At 67.3% G+C, this 18,224-nt stretch carries 16 protein-coding genes; 8 read left to right on the plus strand and 8 right to left on the minus strand.

The window, feature by feature from the left end; genetic code table 11:
* The first annotated feature begins 4 nt into the window (after window positions 1–4).
* Window positions 5–655: a hypothetical protein gene (locus tag QHF89_RS04835; protein WP_136967284.1), complete on the plus strand. Its 651-nt coding sequence runs from the start codon at window positions 5–7 to the stop codon at window positions 653–655.
* Window positions 656–903: 248 nt separating this feature from the next.
* On the opposite strand, the gene QHF89_RS04840 is transcribed toward QHF89_RS04835, so the two are convergent.
* The 4 genes from QHF89_RS04840 to QHF89_RS04855 all read right to left on the minus strand — a co-directional run bounded on the left by QHF89_RS04840 (window position 904) and on the right by QHF89_RS04855 (window position 5,891).
* Window positions 904–1,272, minus strand: a complete 369-nt coding sequence (locus QHF89_RS04840; RefSeq protein ID WP_284720064.1) for a hypothetical protein — start codon at window positions 1,270–1,272, stop codon at window positions 904–906.
* 824 nt (window positions 1,273–2,096) lie between these two features.
* Complete coding sequence (locus tag QHF89_RS04845; RefSeq protein ID WP_136967283.1) at window positions 2,097–3,254, minus strand: putative sensor domain DACNV-containing protein; 1,158 nt, start codon at window positions 3,252–3,254, stop codon at window positions 2,097–2,099.
* A 221-nt stretch (window positions 3,255–3,475) separates the two neighbouring features.
* Complete coding sequence (locus tag QHF89_RS04850; RefSeq protein ID WP_136967282.1) at window positions 3,476–4,417, minus strand: alpha/beta fold hydrolase; 942 nt, start codon at window positions 4,415–4,417, stop codon at window positions 3,476–3,478.
* A gap of 178 nt (window positions 4,418–4,595) precedes the next feature.
* On the minus strand, window positions 4,596–5,891 hold the full coding sequence (locus QHF89_RS04855; protein WP_136967281.1) for an amidohydrolase family protein: 1,296 nt from the start codon (window positions 5,889–5,891) through the stop codon (window positions 4,596–4,598).
* A gap of 210 nt (window positions 5,892–6,101) precedes the next feature.
* On the opposite strand from QHF89_RS04855, the gene QHF89_RS04860 reads away from it, so the two are divergent.
* Complete coding sequence (locus tag QHF89_RS04860; RefSeq protein ID WP_136967280.1) at window positions 6,102–6,878, plus strand: hypothetical protein; 777 nt, start codon at window positions 6,102–6,104, stop codon at window positions 6,876–6,878.
* 21 nt (window positions 6,879–6,899) lie between these two features.
* On the opposite strand, the gene QHF89_RS04865 is transcribed toward QHF89_RS04860, so the two are convergent.
* Window positions 6,900–7,637, minus strand: a complete 738-nt coding sequence (locus QHF89_RS04865; protein WP_136967279.1) for an SDR family oxidoreductase — start codon at window positions 7,635–7,637, stop codon at window positions 6,900–6,902.
* A 110-nt stretch (window positions 7,638–7,747) separates the two neighbouring features.
* Between QHF89_RS04865 and QHF89_RS04870 the strand changes: the two genes are divergently transcribed.
* The gene (locus tag QHF89_RS04870) at window positions 7,748–8,644 is read left to right on the plus strand and encodes an AraC family transcriptional regulator (protein WP_136967278.1); all 897 of its coding nucleotides are present in this window, start codon (window positions 7,748–7,750) and stop codon (window positions 8,642–8,644) included.
* Window positions 8,645–8,676: 32 nt separating this feature from the next.
* Here QHF89_RS04870 and QHF89_RS04875 read toward each other — a convergent pair whose 3' ends face one another.
* Together QHF89_RS04875 and QHF89_RS04880 are read right to left on the minus strand one after the other, a co-directional pair.
* Entirely contained in the window at window positions 8,677–9,861 is a 1,185-nt protein-coding gene (locus QHF89_RS04875) for an RCC1 domain-containing protein (protein WP_284720065.1), read from the minus strand.
* Window positions 9,862–10,185: 324 nt separating this feature from the next.
* Window positions 10,186–11,187, minus strand: a complete 1,002-nt coding sequence (locus tag QHF89_RS04880; RefSeq protein WP_136967276.1) for a hypothetical protein — start codon at window positions 11,185–11,187, stop codon at window positions 10,186–10,188.
* Between the two features lie 251 nt (window positions 11,188–11,438).
* Here QHF89_RS04880 and QHF89_RS04885 point away from each other — a divergent pair, with 251 nt between their 5' ends.
* From QHF89_RS04885 to QHF89_RS04905, 5 genes are all read left to right on the plus strand, one after another.
* A complete protein-coding gene (locus QHF89_RS04885) occupies window positions 11,439–12,200 on the plus strand; it encodes a hypothetical protein (RefSeq protein ID WP_284720066.1) in 762 nt (253 codons plus the stop codon).
* A gap of 104 nt (window positions 12,201–12,304) precedes the next feature.
* On the plus strand, window positions 12,305–13,396 hold the full coding sequence (locus QHF89_RS04890; RefSeq protein WP_136967273.1) for an AAA family ATPase: 1,092 nt from the start codon (window positions 12,305–12,307) through the stop codon (window positions 13,394–13,396).
* Window positions 13,389–13,949, plus strand: coding sequence for a hypothetical protein (locus QHF89_RS04895; protein ID WP_136967272.1), 561 nt, complete (start codon window positions 13,389–13,391; stop codon window positions 13,947–13,949). The genes QHF89_RS04890 and QHF89_RS04895 overlap by 8 nt, the downstream gene beginning before the upstream one ends.
* Window positions 13,950–14,021: 72 nt before the next feature.
* Complete coding sequence (locus QHF89_RS04900; RefSeq protein WP_136967271.1) at window positions 14,022–15,350, plus strand: aminotransferase class III-fold pyridoxal phosphate-dependent enzyme; 1,329 nt, start codon at window positions 14,022–14,024, stop codon at window positions 15,348–15,350.
* A 12-nt stretch (window positions 15,351–15,362) separates the two neighbouring features.
* Window positions 15,363–16,730: an adenylate/guanylate cyclase domain-containing protein gene (locus QHF89_RS04905; RefSeq protein WP_136967270.1), complete on the plus strand. Its 1,368-nt coding sequence runs from the start codon at window positions 15,363–15,365 to the stop codon at window positions 16,728–16,730.
* Here QHF89_RS04905 and QHF89_RS04910 read toward each other — a convergent pair.
* On the minus strand, window positions 16,708–18,027 hold the full coding sequence (locus QHF89_RS04910) for a mechanosensitive ion channel (protein ID WP_284720067.1): 1,320 nt from the start codon (window positions 18,025–18,027) through the stop codon (window positions 16,708–16,710). The two genes, QHF89_RS04905 and QHF89_RS04910, sit on opposite strands and share 23 nt — an antisense overlap.
* Window positions 18,028–18,224: the final 197 nt, after the last annotated feature.

The raw sequence follows: 18,224 nt of genomic DNA on the forward strand, positions 1-18,224 counted from the left end.
ACCGATGGCCGCCGAAATCGAACGATCCATACGCAAGTGGCTGACTCGGGTTGATGAAGAGTTCGCCGCAACGCCTCCGGATACTGAGAAATGCAGGAGCGCGCACTCTACCTTACGAAGGCATGTCGAACAGCTACTTAACGAGCACTTTCGACCAATCACGCTCTCGGAGCGGGCGTGGTCAGATGCTCTTCTCGCACAAGCGAAAGAGGACCTTCTTGCAGTCGAGATCGTCGCCGGCAGCGAGAAGTCGCCGGCGTCCGTCGTGGCAATGCTTCTGCAGATGGTATTCGAGAAGCTCGCAAAGGCCGCGCTCGCACGCACCGACAAGCCCTGCTTCATCGCCAACAGAACCAACCATGTTGCGGCATCGCGGCTCGTGAGCGCGATCAAGAACCAGAATGACTACCTCAATCTGCGGCACGCGTGGAAGGACGTGCTGCCAATGATTCAGGCACTCGAGAGGGCTCATCCTGCAGTTGCCAAGTCTGGCCCACACCTTGAGTACCCGTGGGAACAGGGCGACGTGATGGGACTTCCAGCAACCCACCTTGCGATAGTGACGCAGCTCGCAGATCCTCGGGATCCAAAGGGAGCAAAACTGATTCGCTTCGCACGCGAGCTGGCCGATCGATTCGACAGCATATTCCCCTGACCCGCCCAACAAGCGCCTGCTGCCGACGGCGCTCCGCGCAGCGGCAGAAGCTAGCGTTGGGCGGTACCGCTGTACGGTGCCGCGTCGGTCCGCATTTCGGTCGGCCTCAGGGCGTGAGTTGGGCGGTTCTGTCTTCCGATGCGGGTGGAGCCTCACCGCTCTCGCAGCGATTTGAGCGCGCGCCACCGCTGGGAAGCGCGCGGCGAGGGTGCGCTCAATCTATCGGTTCCCCAGGTTGATCGCGAGGATCAGAGGACCCACGAGGCAAACGGCTTCGATCGACGTGCGTGCGGCCGGGTAGAGAGCGTAGGCGAGGGCGAGCACGCCGGCAGCAGCACCACGCCGACGAGCCACAGCGACCAGCGTGGCCTCGTCGGCAGATGCGGCACATAGGGCGTGACCTCGAGGAGTCCGCGCTCCACCGCGGACTTGCAAGCCAGAGGCGGCAGCGCCACGAAGAGGTAGTCGTCTCCGTGGGTGTCGACGAAGAACAGGCGCAGCTCGCACCCAAGCGCGTGGGCGCGGGCGTTGTCGACATCGAGGAGAAGCTGTGAACCCAGCGCTTCCCCTCGTGAGCGGCGAGGTCGGAGTCGCCGCTGATGGCGGAGAGCAGCCACCACACCTCCTCGGAGCCGCTCTTGTAGAACCGCCATCGGTCCTTTCTCGTGTCGTACGCGGCCCAGGGCTCCAGGCCCTCGCCGACCGTGTCCACGAAATCGTCAAGGGAGACCCCGCGGAGCCGTCCCGTCACCGCCGCGAAGTCGGTGATCCAGTTGGAAAGCTGGTACTGCCGCGCCGCCGGGCGCGCCCCGAAGACCTCGAGCATGGGGCCGAGGTGGGGGGCCCAGGCCGCGAGCGCCTGCTCCACGCCGGCCCGTAGCGAGGCGAACTCTGCGACCTCGACGACGTCGAGCCCCACGCGCGGGTTGCGCCGGGTGAGCGAGGGGATGGCTTCGCCTGCAAGCAACGTCAGCGCGTCGAGGAGCGCACGCACCTCGCCGGCCGGCAGTACGCGCCCGTCCACCATCTCGGCGATCCGGAGCTGCCGGAAGCGCCCCGATAGCTCGTAGACGAAGTCCTCGGGCGTACTCGTGTAAAGGGTGACGCGCAGTTGACGCAGGATCGGGTGAGCCACGGCGGGCAAACCTCTAACAGGTCTCTGCACCCTTTTGCGACCGGCGGGACGCCGTGCCGACGGGAGCGCGACGCTTCTGCCGATGGCCCTCTCGCGGCCGCTCGGCTCAGCCCCAGCCGGAACGAAGCTGCCGTGGCCGTCTAAAGGCTGGCTGCCCGTCCAACGATCGGCCGATCGGCCGCGGGGCGGGTTGCCGAGCGGAGCGAGGCTGCCCGAACCGTCGGCAGCAGCGGCTTGTTCGGCGGCCTCTTGAACTGCGCCTCGAAGCACCTGCCGTATCTGGTACAATAAATAAGGCTGGCCATTCTACGTCTCCTGCAGTTGCACCGACCACGCAAGGAGGTCTTGTTCGTCACGGAGAGCGCAAGTCACAGGACCATCCGACGACACGATGAAGACCACACAGCCCTTGTTCTCCCAGGCAAAGCGAAAGCCAGCGGCGTGTCGCGCCCCGCCTCGATGCTCTCGCTCGATGCGCTGCGTACCTGCCGCATCACGACACCACCGAGGATTCGGAACTTTCTCATCCAAGTTTTTCCTCGCGAAGAAGCCGCTTCCCACGACGTGAAATCCGGGCTCGATCAGGACAGCCCCATCATTAGCGGCAAGACGCCCAAGCATTTCCGCCGTAGCAATGGAATTTCTACGTGCCCCATCGAATTCATCGTTCACTTGATCGCGGCGTTCGAGTTCCTCGGGGCTGTAGTGGCCGTCAGTCTGTGCCGCGGCTACACCTTCGAACAGCAGGCGCCGCTCCCTCTTGACGAGTTCTCCGAAGTCAGAGGGACTCTGGAACTGGTAGGTAAGTCGATCCTGGCCTGGATCCATCACGTACCTCGCGTTCATGCAGTAGAAGATCGCACCTGCCCTCGCCACACGCGCATGCCGAAGCATCTCAGTAAGCATCCAGCGATGGTGATCCATCCCGCACTTGGTTAATGCTTGCGAGACCAGGCCCTCCTCCCACAAGACAGCAACATCGTCGCTCAGAGATTCTGCACCGGGGTTATAGCGGCCACACAGCTGCCCGGCTCTGCCTTCCAAGACCAGGACCCCGGGGCGGGGAGCCGCGACGCGAAGGACTGCGCCACCGTCCGTGAACGCCGCCCGTCTTGCGAGCGCCGTGATTTTGAGCTGATTTCCCCGTGGGGCAACCACCACAAGGTCGCGACCGTACTCCACCCCGTGAGCCATCTTCTTGAGATTGATAGCGTTAAAGTCGAACTCTTGAATGCGCCACACCAACCAGGCTTGACTGCCGTCGTCATATACGCGTTCCAGTGCGACTTCGTGTTCGTACACCACACCGATCGGAACAGCTTCCCCTTCTTCGGGCATCAAGCTCGCGAAGAAGACTGTATCGAGGAGGGTCTGAAGCAAAGCATCGTTCACGTCCGACGGATCGTCAGAAAGATTGAAGATGGTCGAGAACAGTTCGCGTGGATATGGAAGCCGCTTACTCACTCGCGTCACCTCGTCCCCGAGTTGTGGTAGGCAAAGGTTGCAGCGGGCTCGCGCAGAAGGAAACCTTGGCGGGGAGCTGGCCAGATCTCCCGCGACGCCCGGCCGCCCAACGTACATGCGTTCAGCCGCAAGCGCCAGAGGGAGCCCGCGCCAGCGGGCGACCGACAGCGATTGTCGGCTGCAACGGCTTGTTGGGCAGCCACGTCGCGAGCGAGGGCGGCCTACTTGGCGACGGCATCGTTCGCGAGTGGCAGCAGCGCGGCGGAGTTCACTCGCCCGTGCCCGCGGGCGGCAATCACGACCTGGTGGATAGCGCCGACCACGAGACGCGGCGCTTCCCACTGCATGTTATGGCCGCTTTTCGGCGCGGTGACGTGCACGGCATTCGTCGACAACTTCGCAAGGTCCGTCTGCATCTCTTGCCAGGCCACTCGGATCTTCATGGTCTGCTCGGCCGAGGAGACCTGGGGCGGCGGAGGGTCTTCCCTTCCATGCGTGAGGACGACGAGGGGGACGTCGCCCATCGAGCGGCTCGCGGCGCGCATGTCGGCGAAACCTGCAACGAAGGTGTCGAAGTCGAGCCCTTCGGGGAGCTTGTCGAGCATGTCCCGCATTTCGGCCATCGCGGCATCCGGCATGAGCGCCCAATAGCGAGAGGGCTGCTCGTCGCCCACGGCATCGACGAGAACCATGCCAGCGACCCGATCGGCGTGCTCGCTCGCGAAGAGCCGCACGTTCATTCCGCCCATCGAATGACCCACGAGCACGTAGGGGCCGCGCTGCCCCGCTCGGTCCAAGAGCACGCCAAGCTCGTGCGCCATCTGCCGGTTCGAGTGGGGTTTCGGCGCGGCACTGCTGTACCCCCGGCCAGCACGATCATATGCGCAAACGCGTGTAAATCGGCCGACTTCGGGTTGGACATCGGCCCAAGCGCTCCCGTCCAACCCCAACCCTGAATCCAGGACGACAGTGGGAACGCCCTCGCCGATGCAATGGATGTGCAGCGAGAGGTCGTCCCCGATGTCGACCCTTCCATCCATGATGGGCGCGCTCTCCGCCGCGGGAGAGACCGGCGGCGGGGTCGTACGCGAGCACGCGGCCAACATGAGCATCGTCGCGAGCGCGGACATGAGCCGCGCAGGGCGGCATCGTTCGAGATTCATTTCGTCATGCTCCAATCCACTGCGCGGCGTCGCTTATGGTGCCCCACGCGCCGAGGATCAAGCCGAGCGCCGCTACCATCGTCCGCACGCCCGCAGCGTGCCATAGGGCCGACCCGAGCGCCCGCGCAGCGGAGGCTGCGCGGCGTCGGACGTGTGCTTCAGGCACCTGCGGGCCTCGTCAGAATTCCGCGACCCGCCCGCCCATCATCACCTTGCGGACCCCTTGGAGGACGACGTTGATGTCCGCCAGCGGGTCGCCCTCGACCGCGATGACGTCGGCAAAGGAGCCCACCGCGACCTTTCCGACCTCGTGCGCGGCGCCGATGCTCTCGGCGCCATGGAGGGTGGCGGCGCGGAGCGCTTCGAGTGGGGTCATCCCGGCCTTCACGAACCAGGCGAGCTCCTGCGTATTTTCACCGAATCCAGTGAACACGGCGTCCGAGCCCATGGCGATCTTCACGCCCATCAGGTGCGCCTGGGTCACGCTGGCGAGGTTCTTCTTTATGTACGCGTCGAACTTCGCCTCCATCTCGGGGGCGTAGCCGAAGAACGCGAGGTTGTCCTTGTAATAGCGGTTGTGATCGATGGTTGGCACGTAGATCGTCCCCCTGTCGATCATGTTGCCGCAGTCCACCACATCGAGGCCCTCCGGGTGCTCGATCGAGTCTGGGCCGGCCATGATGGCGAGCCGGGCCGTGTCCTCGTGGTACGCGTGGATCGCGATGGGCAACCCCTCTTGATGGGACGTGTCGACGAGCAGCTTGAGCTCGTCGAACGTGAACGTCGGCACGCAGTCGAGCGTCTTGTCACTGCACCCGTCGGCCCACACTTTCACGAGATCGGCGCCGCGCAGCACCTGGAGCTGCACCCAGCCCTTCAAGGCATCGGGGGGAATCGCGCCCGGGTATTTTTGATTGGAGATCCCGCCGATGGAGTTGTACATCCGCGGGCCCGGCGTCTTGCCGGACCTGATCTCGGCGCGCAAGGGGTTCAGGATGAAGTCGCTGCCTCCCTTGTCGATCGTGGTGGTGACGCCGGTCTTGAGCGTCGCCAGCGCGGCGGCTCGGGCGAGGTCCAGGAGCTTGTAGGGGTGATTGTTCATCAACCAGGGGGCCCGGGTCCACGGGAGCGTGCCCGGCGCCCGGTCCGTCTGGTAGGTGAAATGGACATGGGCATCCACGAGGCCGGGGAGACCGGTGTACGCCGTCCAATCGAGGACGCTGGCCCCGCACGGGATCTGCTTTTCATCCGTGCCGACGTAGCTGATTCGATCCTCGTGGATCACGACGATCGCCTTGTCGAGGACCGTGCCATCCTCGGGATTCACGAGCTTGCCCAGCCGGATGGCCTTGTCGCTGCTCGTGCATGCGCCGCCGGTGCCGCCGCCGGAGGGGTTCTCCTTTCCCGGGCCGCAATGGACGTTCGCGAGGAGGAGGAAGGCCAGCGAAGATCTTCGGAATGCTGTTTTCCACATGGGAAAGCTCGGACGACCACGGACCGGAGCAGCAAGGACCGTACCGATCCGGCCGACGGCTCTCCGGGTTTCGCGAGGCTGCCAGACAAGAGGCGCCCCGCGCAAGCTGTCGCGGGCGCGCAACAATTGTCACGCGGCCATGACGGCACCCGTGACGTCGTCATAACAGAAACGCCGTCACACTCCGGGAGGCCCGAACGATGTCCGGGCGTGCGAAGCCTGGTCCTGCTCCCCGTCCTGTCCCTCCTCCTCGCCTGTGGCGCCGCGCCGCCCGCGGCCCCGCTCGATTCATCGGCCCCGGAGGCCGGCAAACGCGCCGCCGTGCCCCCGCCGGGGTGTCGTGGGTCGGGTTCCGCCGTGGCCCCGCCTGGGCCTACCGAAGCCACGCGGCAACGAGCCGCGGCGGCCGCGCGTGCGACGGGCGGCTGGGGCAAGGGCTATCGGGCACTCCAGCCGCCGCCGGGCTTCCACGCCGTGCCTGTCGCGAAAAACGTAGACGACGGCGCCGCGGACGAGGACGAGGTCGACGTCGAGACGCCCGCGGACCTCGTGATGAAGTTCGCATACGACGACCACGAATACATCTCGGTCGTCGTCGAGGTGTTCGACCACCGGGCCGCGCGGCCGGAGGGGCAAAGCCTGTTTCGTCATGCGGTCAGGTCGTTCGACGCGAATGGCGAGGACGTGACCGACGAGATGGCGGACGCGAGCTTCGTGAACTGGTTCGACCGCGTCGCCGAGCTTCGGGACGAGAAGGGCCGGCGCATCGTGGAATGGGCGTACGTCGAGAAAGGCTGCGACCGCGCCGAGCTTTACGAGCGCTTCATCGAGGAGGGGGAGCATCTCTGGCACGTCCGCATGGAAGTCATGCCCTCGGCGCCCGAGGAGGATCTGCTCCGCTGGATGGCTCATTTCTTCGACGCGCCGCTCGCGGGCCCCGCGCCGGCCGATCGTCGGGGCCTCGCCGGGAAAAAGACGACGCGCTGACGACCCGCGGCTTCTTTGGTCTCAGGAGACGAGCGCCACCGCATCAGGACCGGCCGGGAAACGGAGGGTTCCCGTCGCGTCGTTCGCGGCACGCCACACCCCCTCGGCCACGTCGGACGCGCTCGTCACGGCAGTGAGCTGCCCGAAAGAAGCGAAGATACGCCCTGCAAAAGGCGCGTACGCCTCGGGGATCAGCCCTTCCATGCGGGCCCCCCCGTTGCTCGTGAAGCTCGTGTTCGGGCAATAACCCGGCTCGACCAGCTTGACCCGCACGTTGAATGCCTCGAGTTCGAATGCGAGCGACGCGGTGAACCCTTCGATGGCCATCTTGCTCGCCGTGTACACGGCCACCAGCGGCATGGGCGCCAAAGTCGCGCTCGACGTCACATTCACGATCACGCCCGACTTGCGCGCGCGGAATTGGGGCAGCACGGCCTGCGTCATGGCCATCACGCCGAAGGTGTTGGTCTCGAACACCTCGCGCACCGTGGCCATCGGCGTGACCTCGAAGGCGCCCAGGAGCCCGATGCCCGCGTTGTTGACGAGCACATCGATGGGCCCACTCGCCTCGAGCGCAGCGGCGATGCTCTCGGGCTTCGTCACATCGAGCGCAACGACGCGCAGCCGGTCCGAACGGGGGAGAACGTCCTCGCGCGGCGTTCGCATGGTGGCGACCACGTTCCAGCCCTGCGCGTGGAAATGGCGCGCGGTCTCGAGGCCATACCCAGAAGAGCAACCCGTGATGAGCACCGTCTTCATCGCTCGACTCCTTTGCCGCAGCCCGCGGCGTTCATGGGGGAGAACGTAGTCGCGACATGCCGGACGATCTACCATGGAGAGTCCACGTTTCATTTGCTAAAGTCCGGAACGTGAACGATCCTCTCTCGGAAGTCATCACGCTGCTCCAGCCGCGCGCCGTGTTCTCGAAGCGCATCAGCGGCGCCGGTCGCTGGGGGGTTCGCTACGCGGAGTTTGGCCAACCGAGCTTCTGTGTCGTGCTCGAAGGCCGCTGCCTCCTCGCTGTCGACGGTCAGCCTGCCGTGACACTCGAGGCCAATGACTTCGTCCTCCTGCCAGCGACGCCGGGTTTCACGCTGTCGGGCTTCGAACCGGTGATGCCAACGCGCATCGACCCCAAAGTCACGCCCGCGCCGACGGGGGAAGTCCACCATGGCACGCGTGGCGTCCGCCCCGACGCGCGGCTGCTCGGCGGTTATTTCGTGTTCGACTCGCCGGACGCGGCTCTGATGGTGTCGCTCCTGCCGGCGCTGGTGCACGTGCGTGGTGTCGAGCGGCTCTCGACCCTGGTGCGGCTCGTCGGCGAGGAATCGAATGCGCAGAGATCAGGGCGCGACCTCGTGCTCACGCGGCTCGTGGAGGTGCTGCTCATCGAAGCATTGCGATCGACCTCCGGCGACGACGCGCCGCCGGGGCTCCTGCGCGGGCTCTCCGATGCGCAGCTCGCGCCGGCGATACGCCAGATGCACGGTCAGCTCGCGCGTTCATGGACAGTGGCCCAGCTCGCGAAGACGGCGGCGCTCTCACGCTCGGCGTTCTTCGAGCGTTTTACCCGCACCGTGGGCCTGCCGCCGATGGAATACCTGCTCGCCTGGCGAATGGCCGTCGCGAGGGATCTGCTCCGCCACCAAGAACTCGGAATCGCCGAGGTCGCCGAGCGCGTCGGCTACGGCTCGGCGAGCACCTTCAGCACGGCGTTCAGCCGATACGTGGGACAGCCGCCGAGCCAGTATGCGCGGGCTGTGTAGGAGCCATCGAACAGCCGCCGTGACCGCGCGCGTTATTCGGCGCGCGGGCCGAGGACGTAGCGCGGCTCGTGGACGAGCGTGACGTCCATCGCGCCGGAGCCGTCATTGACGGGCGTCGGCAAACCGCCGCCATCGCCGAGGTACCCGGAGATTCCGGCGCACGCGATCGCGCCGCTCTCGAGCCGCGCGCACAGGCGCCCGCTGCCGCTCGCGATCTCGATCGGCTTGCCGGCGAAGGACAGCGGCTCGCCGCCGAGCACATCCCTGAACTTTCCCGCGCACGTCACGCGGTTCGCGCCGTCGACCGCGCAGACGAATCCGTCTCCGATCGCGACGTCGCGCGCGCGCTCGAATGGCATCTTGGCAGGGCCGTCATCGAAATCGGCGCCCCAGCAATACGTGTCGCCCGCGCGCGTGATCGCGCAGGTCGTCACGCGGTTCGACTCGAGGTGGACGACGCCATCGAAGGCCGCCACGCGGTGCAGAACGCCGTCGTCCTGCTCTTTGCCGTGTGGCACGCCGAGCACGCCAAAATGATTGGCGCCCCAACACCACACCGCACCTGCGGCATCGGTCGCGCACGAGAACCCGGAGCCGGCCGTCACGAGCGTTGCTCCTCGAATCGACACCTTGCCCCGCGCGTATTCGCCGCCCGCACCCGCCGGCGCCCGCTTTGCCTCGCGACCGCCAGGATTCGCGAGCACCGGCGCCACGCCGTGCGAAAATACGGGTGCCACGCAAACGACCTCACCACGAACGATGGCGCAGATGTGGTAGTCGCCGACCGCAATTCGTGAGGCGCCCGCGAGCGCCGCGACCTCTCCGCTCCCGCAGGCGTGATCGTCGCACAGCGCGGTGAAGATTCCTTCCGTGCAGCGGACGGTGCCTTGCGAGAGCGTGCACGTACCTTCCATCGAGGTCGCGACCTGGTCCCCGCGTTCGAACGGTAGCTCGACGGCCAGAGCCGCGTGCTTGCTCTCGCAAAGATTCATCCGACCGCGCTTCTCGTCGCGCCCCCAACACGCCACGCGACCACCGTCGAGGAGCGCGCACGTGTGGAGCTCGCTCGCGACGAGAGCCGTGGCCTTTACCGACCGATCGGCGAGCGGCGCCGCGCAGCCAAGCGGCGGCACGCCGGTGAGCGCCGGAGGCGGCGGCAGCGAGGGCGCAGGAACCGCCGGATGCTCGGACGCGCCCCCGCATCCGGCGGACGCCATGAGAACGAAGGCGACAGCCGTGCAGGAGCGAGCGAACTGGATGGAGGCGAAGGACGGCACAGGCTCGGGAGGGTAGTTAGCGCGGAGAACGTTTGCAAGGCCGCCCGCGCCGAAGCAAGAGCCGCGTGCGACACGAGCGGGCGGTATCGCGAGCATTTGAAGAAATGCTTGGCTGCGAAGTCCACGTCGCCGAAATAGGCGCTATCGCGCACGATCGTGCCCCGGAGCAGCATGCGCGGACCGAAGGGCGCAGGGGCGGGCAACCCGCCGGACCTACAGGACGCCCTCCCCCCCACGGGCATCCCTCTCCGCCATCAGCCGCTCTCAGAACGCGCAAACCTCATTCGACGCCCGCATCGTGCACACCATCTCGTTGCACCGGAGCGTGCCGAGGCAGTTTCCGTCATCCGTGCACGCCTCGCCCTCGATCGCCAGCCGCTTGCACGTGCCGGCGTCGCAGAAGGAATATTGCAGGCACTTGTTGTCGTCGGTGCACGGCTCGCCGTCCTTCGGGAGCTGCACGCATTTGCGGTCCGTCGGGTGGCAATAATCGTCGAACCGGAAGCACGCGCCCTGCTTCAGCGAAGGGTTGCACTGGCCGCCGCGGTTTTGCAGGAGGTAGCAGGTCTGCGGATTGCCGCCGACGTCGCAGCGCATCCCGTCCTTGCATTGGTCGACCCCGTCGCACGCGTCGCCGTTGCCCCCGCGCGCCTTGCACGTGAACGGCATTTCGGCCTGATCGCAGTAGGCCGACGCGACGCACGGGTTCGTCGTGCAGTCGCCGCCCACCGCCACCAGCGCCGGCCGCTTCGTGCACGCGCCGAGGCAACACACGCCGTCGCCCGTGCACATCGACGTGTCGCAGAAGCTGTCGCCCGCGCACTCCTCCGCGAGCAAGCACGCGTCGCCCTCGGGCACCGTGCCGACGAACATCCCCGCGCACGCGTCGGAGGAGCCCTTCAGCGCCGAGGCGCGCGTGTCGCACGCATACGCGCGGACCGCCTCGACGCACGTGCGCCCCGCCGCCGGGTCGTACGTCACGCGCCCGAGCACCGCGTCCGTCAAGAGCTGGAGCGTCGACTGCGCGTCGCCCTGCGTCGCCTCGCACGTCGCCTTGTCCGGCGAAAGCCCGCACCGCACGTGTTGCTCGCACGTCGCCAGCGCGAGCTCGTCACGCAGCGCGTCGAGCGGGATCGGCCCAGGAGGCGCCGGGCCCTCGTCCCCGCACGCGGCGAGCGGCGCGGCGAGGAGCAAGAGCGCCGAGAGCCGAAGCGCGAGCCTGGTCGTGATGCGAGGCAAAGAGAAAGAACGTGAGTGGTTTTGCATGAGGCGCGAGTGTACCGGCCTCCGCGCCCTGGAAAAGGTTTTCCGCGCGGGCCCGGCCTGGAGTAGCTTCCTCGCACCACGTCCGTCAACGCTTGGGGCTTCGGATCGCCTGCAGCGTCCTCGGCCCCAAACCTGTCAACGCTTGGGGCTTCGGATCGCCTACGGCGTCCTCGGCCCCAAACCTGTCAACGCTTGGGGCTTCGGATCGCCTACGGCGTCCTGCGCCCCAAACCCCCAGGAGGTCTCCCACCATGGTTCGCTCCCTCGCCGCCCTCACCTTCGTACTCGCTCTCTTGCCGGCCTGCGGCCCGGCGAAGGAACCCGAAACGCCCGAGGGCGGCGGCGAAAACGCCGCGAAAGAGGCCGCCCCCGCGGAGACGAAACCCGCGGAGGAGACGCCCGCGGCCGAGGCGAAGCCCGAGGGCGAAACGCCCACCGAGGCGAAGGCGCCCGAGCGCAAGCCCGCCGAGGCGAAGGCGCTGAGCGAGTCGGAGTCGCTCGCGAAGGAGATCATCAAGGGCGGCGGCCGGCGCATCGGCTGGTCCGCGTCGAAGAAGCTCTTCGTCGTGCCGATGGAGAAGCGCACGGAGTCGACCGGGAGCCTCGACATCCACTTCTACGGAGACGACGGGCAGAGCCGCGATCCGATGCGCATCTGTCAGCCCGGCGAGTGCGAGGAGCACCTCGACGAGAAGGTCGCGGAGGTCCTGCCGAAGCTCGCGGCGAAGCTCGAAGAAGGCGGGTTCGTGGCGATCCGCGGCATCGGCTGGCCGGACAACCGCGACGACCTCGACGTGTCGAGCCTCTCGATGAAGCTCAAGTGGTCGAAGGGCAAGATCGAGGGCGTGAAGGAGGGGCAAAAGCCCGTCGCGTTCACGGCCGTCGGCGGCAGGCTCGACATCTCGGCGCTGAAGGCGATCTACATCGTGCCCGACTCGAAGCTGCTCGGCGTGTTCGGGACGCCCTCGAAGCCGGGCTTCGTGCAGACGTTCCACGTCGTCAAGATGCCCTGAGCAGGGGGCGCGTCGAGGACGGCTGGCGGGTCGCGGAAGAAGCGGCCTTGGGGTGGTGTCCGCCCCCCAGGGACGCGGTACAACGCGTCGCAAGGAGAGGCGTCGTGATCGAACGGGTGTACGTCGACAACGTCTGGTCGTACGTGAATTTCGAGTGGCGGCCTGGTCCGCTCGCAATCATGCTCGGGGCCAATGGCGTCGGAAAGACGGCGCTGCTCGACATCCTGCGCGGCGTGCAGGGGTTCTTGACGGGAGACCTGCTCGTCGCCTCGGCCTTCGAGGATGGTAGCCGCACGCGGTGGGATCGCAGGACGGAGCAGACGATCGAGCTGGATGTCCGCGGCAACGCGGGACTGTACCGCTATCGCCTGGTCGTCGAGCACGACGAGACCACGCCCGGCAAGCAGCATGTCGTCACCGAGCGCTTGACCTTCGATGACGTGCCCCTCGTCGAGGTCGAGGGAAGCGAGCTCCGCACCTTCCGGGACGACGGGGCCGCAGGCGCTCGCGTCAAAGTCAAGCCCACACGCTCAGGTGTCGGCGCCCTCGAACCGGGCAGGGACGAGCAGCGCCTCGCGTGGTTCAAGCAATGGGTCTGGAACCTCTGGCTCCTCCGCCCCGATCCGCGGGCGATGAGCGCCACGATCGATCGTCGAGCCTCGGAGTGGCTCGAAGCGAACCTCTCGAACTTCTCCACCTGGTACCTGCGTCAGCTCGCCGTGAAGCCCGGATCGATGTTCAAGGCAAACACGACGCTGGCGAAGGTCCTGCCGGGGTTCCTCGAGGTCTTCGAACAACAAGGCTCCCTTCACGCACGTTTCGGCGATGAGACCAATCACGAGAGTTATCGCTTCGATGATCTCTCCGACGGCCAGCGCGCCCTCATCGCCCTCTACGTCCTCCGCCATGCCATCGCCGGACCCGGCAAGACGCTCGTCGTCGACGAGCCCGACAACTACGTCTCCTTGCGCGAGATCCAGCCCTGGCTCTCCGAGATCACGGATCTCGCCCTCACGAAGAATGGGCCGCAAATTTGGCTCATCAGCCACCATCCCGAGGTGCTGAACCTGCTCGCGGTCGATTACGGCTGGCAATTCTTCCGAGAGGGGACGGGCCCCACGCGCGTGAAGCGGTTCGCGCCTGCCGAGGGCCTGGACGCCGCCGAGACAATCGCCCGGGGGTGGGACGATGCCTGACGGCGTGCAGGCCATCGTGCTCTGCGAGGACCTACAAGGCTGGGTGTTCGCTCGCAGGATGCTGTTGGCGATGGGCTACGAAAATGGCAGGATCCGCCTCAGCCGTTACAAGTATCCGGCCAAGGGCGGCGGGGGATCCGGGGAGCAGCACGTCCGCGAGCGTTACCCGGACGAGCTTCGCGCGTACCGCCCACGCGCGGCGCGAACGAAGACCACCCTCGTCGTGCTCACGGACGCCGACAAGCTCACCGTTCCTCAGCGTCGCAAAACGCTCGAGGACGCGTTGGAAAAGAAAGCGCTCGCGCCGCGGGGGCCGGAGGAGCGTGTGGCTTTGCTCGTGCCCAAGTGGGAGATCGAGACATGGATCCACTTCTTCCTCGACGGGACGACGGTGGACGAGGACAGAAAAGACTACCCCAAGTACGAGGATCACGAAGCCGACGCGGCGCCCGCCGCCGAGACCTTCGGTCAGCACGCGCGGCAGGCGACCACCCCCGCCCAAGCGCCTCCTTCCCTCGTCACCGGCCTCATCGAGGCGCGGCGCGCGCTCTGACCGCGCTGCCGGGTGTACGGACACCAAAACCGTCGTTCCGTCTCGCGGGCTGATGTCCTAGGATGCGCGGTCATGACCGACGACATCTCCGAGCTCACAGCGAGGTATACCTACGGCACCTGGCGCGCGCAGCGCGGCTGGAAGCCCCTGCACGTCACGAAGGCCGAGGGCTGCCATTTCTGGGACGCCTCTGGCAAACGATACCTCGATTTCTCGTCGCAGCTCGTCTGCTCGAACCTGGGCCACCAGAACCAGGCGGTCATCGACGCCATTTGCGCGCAGGCGAAGGAGCTCGCGTTCATCGGCCCCTCGTACACGTGCGACGTCCGCGCGAAGGCCGCGCAGAAGATGCTCGAGGTCATGCCGAAGGGGCTCGAGAAGTTCTTCTTCGCCACCTCCGGCACCGAGGCGAACGAGGCCGCCATCAAGATGGCACGGCTCTACACGGGCAAACACAAGATCATCGCCCGTTACACGTCCTACCACGGCTCGACCGCGGGCTCGATCGCCGCGACGGGTGACCTGCGCCGCTGGTTCGTGGAGCCGACCGGGAAGATCCCGGGCGTGATATTCGGGCCCGAAGCGAATTGTTATCGTTGCCCGCTCCAGCAAAAGCAGGGCACGTGCGGCACGGCCTGCGCCGATTACCTCGCGTACATGATCGACCACGAGGAGAACGTGGCCGCGATCATCGTCGAACCGATCGTTGGGACGAACGGCGTGCTCGTGCCGCCCCCGGACTACCTGCCGAAGCTCGCCGAGCTCGCGAAAAAGCGCGGCGTGCTGCTCATCGCCGACGAGGTGATGACGGGCTGGGGCCGCACGGGCAAGTGGTTCGCCGTGGAGCACTGGGGCGTGACGCCCGACATCCTGACGACCGCGAAAGGCGTGACGAACGCGGCGGTGCCGCTCGGCGTGGTCGCGACGAGCCGCGCGATCGCCGATTTCTTCGACGACAACTACTTCGCCCACGGCCATACCTACGAGGCGCACCCGCTCACGCTCGCCCCCGCGATCGCGGCGATCAACGAGTACAAGCGGCTCGACCTGATCGAGCGCTCGGCGAAGATGGGCGAGCTGCTCGGGCAGAAGCTCAAGGCGCTCGCCGCGAAGCACCCGTCGATCGGCGACGTGCGTGGCCTCGGGCTCTTCTGGGCCGTCGAGCTCGTCAAGGACCGCACGACGAAGGAGCCGTTCAACACGCCGCAGGACAAGGCGGCGCGCAAGCCGCTCGTCATCGACGCGGTCGCCGCCGAAATGACGAAGCGCGGCGTGACGGTGCTCGCGTGGGTGAGCCACCTCGTGATCGCGCCGCCGCTCATCGTGACGGAGGAGGAGCTCGACGAGGGCATCGCCGCGCTCGACGCCGCGCTCACGATCGCTGACGAAAAGATCGCGTAGCCCGAACCCCGGATGACGGATCTCGCGCCCCCGACCGAGGCTCCACGCTCGCTCGCCTCCGGACGAAGCGCCCTCGCCGTTCCCCCGGCCGAGGGCCTCGCCCGGAGGACGATCAGCGACAACCTCGCGCGCGAGATCCTCATCAGCGAGCGCTTCCGGGCGCAGCTCCTCGCGGGGGCGTTCGGCGGCGCGCTCATCGCGTTCCTCGCGCTCTCGGCGTCGTACCCCGGCGCGATGGCCGAGTTCTTCCACAGCCGGCTCGACCGCGTCCGCGTGGGCCTCTTGCTCGGCGGATTCGCCGCGTACGAGCTCGTCGCGCTGCGCGGGGTCGAGAAGCTCATCCAGAGCCGCAAGAAGCCGCCCGCGGCGCGGCGTTACGTGGACACGCTCGTGGAGACGAGCCTGCCGACGCTCGCGATCATCTATTACATGTCGATCGTCGAGCCGTTCGAGGCGCTGCTCTTGCCGCCGGCGTTCGTCTATTTCGTATTCATCCTGCTCTCGACGCTGCGGCTCGACCCGAAGCTCTGCATCTTCTCGGGAATCGTGGCCGCGACCGAGTATACGCTGCTCGCGTTTTTCACGCTCCAGGGCGCGACGGCGCGGGCGGGGAGCCCGCTCGCGTCGGCGGCGCATCACCTTGGAAAGGCGCTCATCCTGCTCGGGAGCGGCGTCGCCGCGGGGTTCGTGGCGCGGCGGCTGGAGAAGGGGTTTCGGCGGACGCTGGAGTCGCTCGAAGACCGCGGCCGGATCCTGAGCGTGTTCGGGCAACACGTCTCGCCCGCGGTGGTGGAGCAGCTCCTCGCGCAAAAGGCGGACGTCCGGAGCGAGCTGCGCGAGGTGTGCGTGATGTTCCTCGACGTCCGCAATTTCACGGCGTTCGCGGAGCGAAAGAGCCCGGAAGAGGTCGTGGGGTACCTGAACGCCCTCTTCGATTTCATGATCGAGAGCGTCAACGCACACCACGGGATCGTGAACAAGTTCCTCGGCGACGGCTTCATGGCCGTGTTCGGCGCGCCGCTGCGGGGCGACAACGATTGCAAGAACGCGATCGAGGCGGCGCTGGAGATCGTAGCGAGGCTCGAAGCGCTGGTCGCGGACGGGTCGATCCCGGCGACGCGGGTCGGCATCGGGATCGCGTCGGGCAAGGCGCTCATCGGGAACGTGGGTTCGTCGGAGCGGAAAGAATATACCGTCATTGGCGACGTGGTGAACGTGGCCTCGCGCGTCGAGGGGCTGAACAAGGAGCTTGGCTCGCAGATCCTCGTGACGGCGCGGGTCTTCGAGGCGTGCGGGCTCGATCTGCCCGAGGCCGCGGCGACGGCGCCGCTGCATGTGCGCGGTCGAAAAGAGCCCGTCAGGATCTTTCGGTTGGCTTGACGATCCGCAGGCCGGCCCGGCCGAGCGGGATTTCCGCAGCGGAGAGCGCCTCGGCGAGGAGGACCACGAGCTCGCTCGCCGCGCCCGTGCCGGCGCGATGCGTGGTGACCCGATAACAAGCGCCTTCGGCGTCGAGCCGCACGAGCTCGACGCGCGGCCGGCTGCCGACCGCGCCCGCCGCCTCGCGCAAGAGCTCGCGCGCCTCGTCGTCGAGGGCCGTCTTTTCGAGCGTGACCTCGACCGAGACGGGCGGCTCCGGGCCGAGGAGGCGCGTGGGCCTTACGAGCGAATAAAGGTGCGGGATCCGGAAGGTCCCGTCCTCCCCTTCGAGCTCGACTTCGAGGAGCGAGACGGCGCGCACCCTGCCCGCGCGCCCGCCAATTTCGGCGTGATCCCCGACCGAGAGCCGGCGGCCGTACACGACGACGATGCCGACAGCCGCGCTGGCCGCGACGGGCGTGGTGGAGAGCGCGAGCGCCGCAATCACGGCCGTGCCGGCGCGCACGAGGGCGCCGTCGTCATTGCCGAGGACGAGCGGGGCGGCGACGAGGAAAAACCCGATGACGACGGAGGCGCGGACGAGGATGCTCGTCGGCGCGGCGAGGTCGGCCGGGAGCCAATCGAGGGTCGTCTGTCCCCGCGCGACGCCTTCGAAGAAGAGGCCAATGAAGCGGATGAGGACGATGAGGGCGATCGCGGCGATGACCGCGACGACGAGCAAGGGGAGTGAGCCGATGAGGCGCGCGAGGAGCGAATAAAGGGGGCCGAAGACGAACCCGCTGAGGCGCTCGGCATAACCGCGCGTGGGCTCGAAGAGCGAGAGGCCGATGAGGACCCAGCCATAAGCAATGCCGAGCCGGAAGAGGATACGCCCGGCCTTCGTGGCGATGAGCATGGCGGCGCGGAAGGATTCCGGCCGGACGACCTCGATCGATTGCAGGCGAATCGCCGGGATCCGCTCGGGGTGCTCCTCCAGGAAGGCGCGCGCGCGGTCGGCGATCTGGCCGATTTTGCGGGCGAAAAAGAGGGCGACCATGCCCGAGAGGACGACGAGCGCGACGGAGAGCAAGGTGAGGAGCGCAGCGCTTCGCGATTGCTCCTTGGCGAGGGCGACGCGGACACGGCCGGCGACGTCCTCGGCGAGCGCGACCACGCTGGGCTGGCCGGAGGCGGCGGCGTCGTCGGGGCCGATGGTGACGATCGTTCGAGTGCCAACGAGGACGGCGGCTTCATCGCCGCGGCGCTCGACACGCACGGCGGCCTCTTCGCCGCTCTCGGCGGCGGCGCGGAGGGCCATCGTGGCGGCGCGCGCGCGCTCTTCGGGAGATTCGCCCGCGCGGGGGACACGGAGGGAGAAGAAGCGCGCGTCGCGGAGGCGGACGGGGGCGCCTTCGGCGATGGGAGGGGCGGCGGAGGCGGAGGGGGATGCGGGAGCGGGAGCGGGAGCGGATGCGGCGGCGGGAGCGGCGGCGGGAGCGGCGGCGGGAGCGGAAG

It is taken from the genome of Polyangium sorediatum (assembly GCF_029946465.1).
Lineage (GTDB): Bacteria > Myxococcota_A > Polyangia > Polyangiales > Polyangiaceae > Polyangium > Polyangium fumosum.

Coding starts and splice junctions, on each gene's coding strand:
- QHF89_RS04835 (WP_136967284.1), top strand. CDS start 5: ATGGCCGCCGAAATCGAACGATCCATACGCAAGTGGCTGACTCGGGTT.
- QHF89_RS04850 (WP_136967282.1), bottom strand. CDS start 4,417: ATGAATCTCGAACGATGCCGCCCTGCGCGGCTCATGTCCGCGCTCGCG.
- QHF89_RS04855 (WP_136967281.1), bottom strand. CDS start 5,891: ATGTGGAAAACAGCATTCCGAAGATCTTCGCTGGCCTTCCTCCTCCTC.
- QHF89_RS04865 (WP_136967279.1), bottom strand. CDS start 7,637: ATGAAGACGGTGCTCATCACGGGTTGCTCTTCTGGGTATGGCCTCGAG.
- QHF89_RS04875 (WP_284720065.1), bottom strand. CDS start 9,861: ATGGCGTCCGCCGGATGCGGGGGCGCGTCCGAGCATCCGGCGGTTCCT.
- QHF89_RS04880 (WP_136967276.1), bottom strand. CDS start 11,187: ATGCAAAACCACTCACGTTCTTTCTCTTTGCCTCGCATCACGACCAGG.
- QHF89_RS04885 (WP_284720066.1), top strand. CDS start 11,439: ATGGTTCGCTCCCTCGCCGCCCTCACCTTCGTACTCGCTCTCTTGCCG.
- QHF89_RS04895 (WP_136967272.1), top strand. CDS start 13,389: ATGCCTGACGGCGTGCAGGCCATCGTGCTCTGCGAGGACCTACAAGGC.
- QHF89_RS04900 (WP_136967271.1), top strand. CDS start 14,022: ATGACCGACGACATCTCCGAGCTCACAGCGAGGTATACCTACGGCACC.
- QHF89_RS04905 (WP_136967270.1), top strand. CDS start 15,363: ATGACGGATCTCGCGCCCCCGACCGAGGCTCCACGCTCGCTCGCCTCC.
- QHF89_RS04910 (WP_284720067.1), bottom strand. CDS start 18,027: ATGGCCCTCCGCGCCGCCGCCGAGAGCGGCGAAGAGGCCGCCGTGCGT.